4 protein-coding genes are annotated in these 3,596 nt (G+C 57.5%); 2 read left to right on the top strand and 2 right to left on the bottom strand.

The genetic code is table 11. The features are described from left to right. A partial coding sequence (locus ACXJ5O_RS21680) for a helix-turn-helix transcriptional regulator (protein WP_457301700.1) occupies nt 1-504 on the bottom strand: 504 nt, incomplete at its 3' end. An 87-nt stretch (nt 505-591) separates the two neighbouring features. Here ACXJ5O_RS21680 and ACXJ5O_RS21675 point away from each other — a divergent pair. After that, on the top strand, nt 592-2,028 hold the full coding sequence (locus ACXJ5O_RS21675; RefSeq protein ID WP_457301699.1) for an MFS transporter: 1,437 nt from the start codon (nt 592-594) through the stop codon (nt 2,026-2,028). Between the two features lie 7 nt (nt 2,029-2,035). Beyond that, complete coding sequence (locus ACXJ5O_RS21670) at nt 2,036-2,701, top strand: GNAT family N-acetyltransferase (RefSeq protein ID WP_457301698.1); 666 nt, start codon at nt 2,036-2,038, stop codon at nt 2,699-2,701. 8 nt (nt 2,702-2,709) lie between these two features. Here ACXJ5O_RS21670 and ACXJ5O_RS21665 read toward each other — a convergent pair. Further along, nucleotides 2,710-3,596 (bottom strand): ATP-binding cassette domain-containing protein (locus ACXJ5O_RS21665; protein ID WP_457301697.1); only part of this gene is annotated, 887 nt, incomplete at its 5' end.

Here is a 3,596-nt window from a genome sequence, read left to right as displayed (position 1 = left end):
GGCTTTGGCTGCAACGCAGATAGGGCAGTGATTCTCGATCAGCACAAGATCGCCGCCCGCGTCCCGGCTGACTTCGGCCATATAGCCCTCTGCCGAACGAATTTCTGCGAGGTGTTGGACTTTCTCTTCTAGCGAAGCAATMGGTTCCAGCGCCGTGCGGTACTGATTCAGTGTCGATTTCTCACGATGGGAAATCAATTGGTCAAGCCCGGCATCACCAAAGACCGCTGACACCGACGCCAGAAGGTCCGCTGTCAATCCGGCGTGGTTGTCGGGAAACTGGGCGTTTCCGGCGTCGGTCAAATGCCAGAAGCGCTTGGGTCTGCCCACGCTCTCCCGGCTGTCCTCGAAACCAACGAGACCGTCCTCGTGGAGACGTGCAAGCATCTGTCGGACTGCTACAGAGGTAACGCCAAGCTTGTCACCAAGAGCCGAAGCCGTCTGCGCTCCGGCCACTTTCAGCGAATAGAGCATGCGATTTGTCGTGCGATCTTGCATAGACATAAGATAGCAAGAAAAATTTAAAAAGCTATTGCTTGTTTTATTCGGAGGAATATAAAAACATAAAACTTGTTAAATTGGGGAAATGCCATGCGCGAGACGACAGAAGAAACCGGCAGTACCAGCTGGTCGGAACTCCTGAGCCCCTCATATTCGGCGGCGACCCTGACGCTATGCCTTGGTGTAGCGCTGTTCGCCTTCAATGGTTTCCTGGTTTCCACATCACTTCCGACGGCAGTGCGCGAAATTGGCGGACTCGAGCTGATTTCCTGGGCTTTCACCCTCTATCTCGTCCTCTCCATTGTCGGGGGCGCCAGTGGCGCATTGCTGAAGGCCCGAATGGGCGCGAGGATGGCGCTGGTGGGGGCCGCGCTGGTGTTTCTTGCGGGCACGCTCATCGCGGCCTTCGCTTCATCGATGACCGAGGTCCTGATCGGGCGTGCGTTTCAAGGACTTGGCGAGGGCATCATCGCCGCAATTTGCTACGCACTTATTCCCGAACTTTTCCCCTCGCGGCTCGTTTCCAAAGTTTTCGGCGCTGAGGCCGTCGTTTGGGCGGTGGCTGCCTTTGGTGGGCCGTTGGTCTCGGGGCTGCTCACTGAACATCTGTCGTGGCGTGCCGCGTTCCTCGTCAATGTGCCTTTGGCCCTGATATTTATCGCACTGGTCTTCTATATCGTGCCCAGGTTTTCCGGCGACATCGCACGCCTGTCCGTACCATTCCTCCGGTTGGCGGCCATCGGTTTCGGCATCATGCTGGTCGCCTTTGCCAGCATCATGCAGACGGTTGCGACGGAAGTGCTGTTTGTCCTGGGTGCCGTAGTGGTCCTCGCCTCGGTAGTCGTCGTCGACCGGCGCAGCCGCACACCCCTCTTTCCATCCGATGCCTTCGCTCTGAATTCCACTGTCGGCATTGGCCTATGGATTGTACTGCTCATGCCGGTTGCACAAGCCTCAACGTCCGTTTACCTGGTCATGACCCTGCAGAACCTCTGGGGTTACGGCCCGACAAAGGCAGGTGCCTTCAATGCCACATTCGCCATTGCATGGAGTACCGTTGCCATCTTCGTTGCCAACATACAGGACCAGCGCCGCCGTGCATGGTTGATCCGGCTCGGGCCAACTCTTCTCGTTGCCGGCCTCGCTACAATCGTCTTTGGCTTCTTCGTTGATAGGCCGTTGGTCGTAATGCTGGGTCAGATCGCCATTGGCACCGGTTTTGGCGTCAGCTGGGGTTTTCTCAGCCAGTCGGTCATGGAATCAGCGCGAAGCGGCGAACGTGACCGCGCCTCGGCCCTGTTGCCGACACTGCAGTCCGTTGGTTATGCGATTGGTGCCGCTCTCGCTGGTCTCGTTGCCAATGCCGTGGGCTATCCTGAAGCCACGACACCGGCGGCCCTGCGCGACGCCACGATAATTGTCTTTGCCGTTTCGACCGTCATCGGCGTTGCTGCGTTCGTGGCGGGGTTCGCCTTGCCAACGCGCAGGAAAACTCTACTGGCGATCGAAATGCAAAAACGGGTATAGATCGCCGATGGCAATTGATGAGCGAGATTTGAGGGCCGATCCTGCAATCGTCAGGACATGGGTCGAGGGATGGGCGCTGACCCGTCAGGTAGCGGCGCCCGTTTTCGAGAACGGGGGCTATCGTGTCGAAGTTGGTCTTCCGGACCAGTTGAGGCGTTATGTTTTCTCAGAATATTCCGATTGGGTCCGTCAGCATGCCGAGGCCATTTCCGAGCCCGCGATCTTTCTGAAGGTCTGTGCGCCGCCGGAGCTTGTCCAGCCGAATCTGCCGGCGCGTTGGCATATTCAATCTCCCGCATTCATGATGTTGCTGTCCGGCCCCATGCAAGGCGAAACTACCTCTTTGCCGGATGGCTATGTATATGACCATCAGGTGTATGACAGCGTAACCATCGTCAATGTCCTTGATAGGGGCGGGGAGGTCGCAGCCACGGGAAGGATCGGATTTCCCGGGGAATTGGCTGTCTATGACCGGATAAGTACCCATGAGAACCATCGCCGCAAGGGGCTCGGTCGGTCTGTCATGAAGCGGCTGGAAATGCTTTCCCGAGAAAAAGGCATACAATGCGCGGCACTCGTGGCAACGCCCGATGGCCGTGCACTCTATGAACCGCTCGGCTGGCACTTACATTGCCTCTACACAACGGCTGTTATTCCAAAGCCCGGTGCTTGAAACTGGCGCTACTGCGCCAGCTCGGTCATCGCCTCTTCATATTCCCCTGAAAGTGTCAGCCACTCTTCTTCCGCGCGGGCGAGCGAAGACTTGGCGTAGCCAATTTCCTTGCCGATCTGCGTCGCTTTGGCGGGTTCGCGCGTGTAGATGACCGGATCGGCAAGCTGAATCTGCAGCGAGTCGATCTTTTTCTGAAAGCGATGCACCTGTGCTTCCGCTTCCTGGATCTTCTTTTGCAAAGGCTTCAAAGCTTCACGCTTTTGCGCGGCAAGCTTGCGTTGCTCGGCCTTGCTCAGTTTCTGGCCTTCTTCGACCACGATCTTGTTGCCTGACCGCTCCGCTTTCGCATCGGCCAAAACCAGCGAGCGATAGGCATCGAGATCGCCATCATAGGGCGCAACGCCGCCATCGCGCACCAGCCAAAGCCGGTCCATGGTCGCTTCGATCAAATGTCTGTCATGGGCGATCAGGATGACGGCGCCGTCGAAATCGTTCAGTGCGTGCATCAGTGCTTCACGGCTGTCGATGTCGAGATGGTTCGTCGGCTCGTCGAGGATGAGCAGGTTCGGACCCTGGAAGGTGGCAAGACCCATCAAAAGCCGGGCTTTTTCACCGCCGGAAAGGTCTTTTGCGGCCGTGTTCATCTTCACCGTAGCCAAGCCCATGCGTGAAACGCGGGCGCGCACCTTGGATTCCGGCGCATCCGGCATCAATTTGCGTACATGCTCGATCGCGTTGTCCTCAGGGATCAGATCATCGAGCTGATGCTGGGCAAAAAACGAGATTTTCAGGTTCGGCGCAACGGTKATCTTGCCCTTCTGCAAGGGCAGCCGACCGCCGATCAGCTTGGCCAGTGTCGATTTACCATTGCCGTTCGAGCCGAGCAGCGCAATTC

Source organism: Phyllobacterium sp. P5_D12 (assembly GCF_054049495.1).
This window is presented reverse-complemented; position numbering and strand designations above follow the sequence as displayed.

What these genes read in the sequence shown, in the direction of transcription:
- ACXJ5O_RS21675 (WP_457301699.1), top strand. Translation starts at nt 592, where the DNA reads ATGCGCGAGACGACAGAAGAAACCGGCAGTACCAGCTGGTCGGAACTC.
- ACXJ5O_RS21670 (WP_457301698.1), top strand. Translation starts at nt 2,036, where the DNA reads ATGGCAATTGATGAGCGAGATTTGAGGGCCGATCCTGCAATCGTCAGG.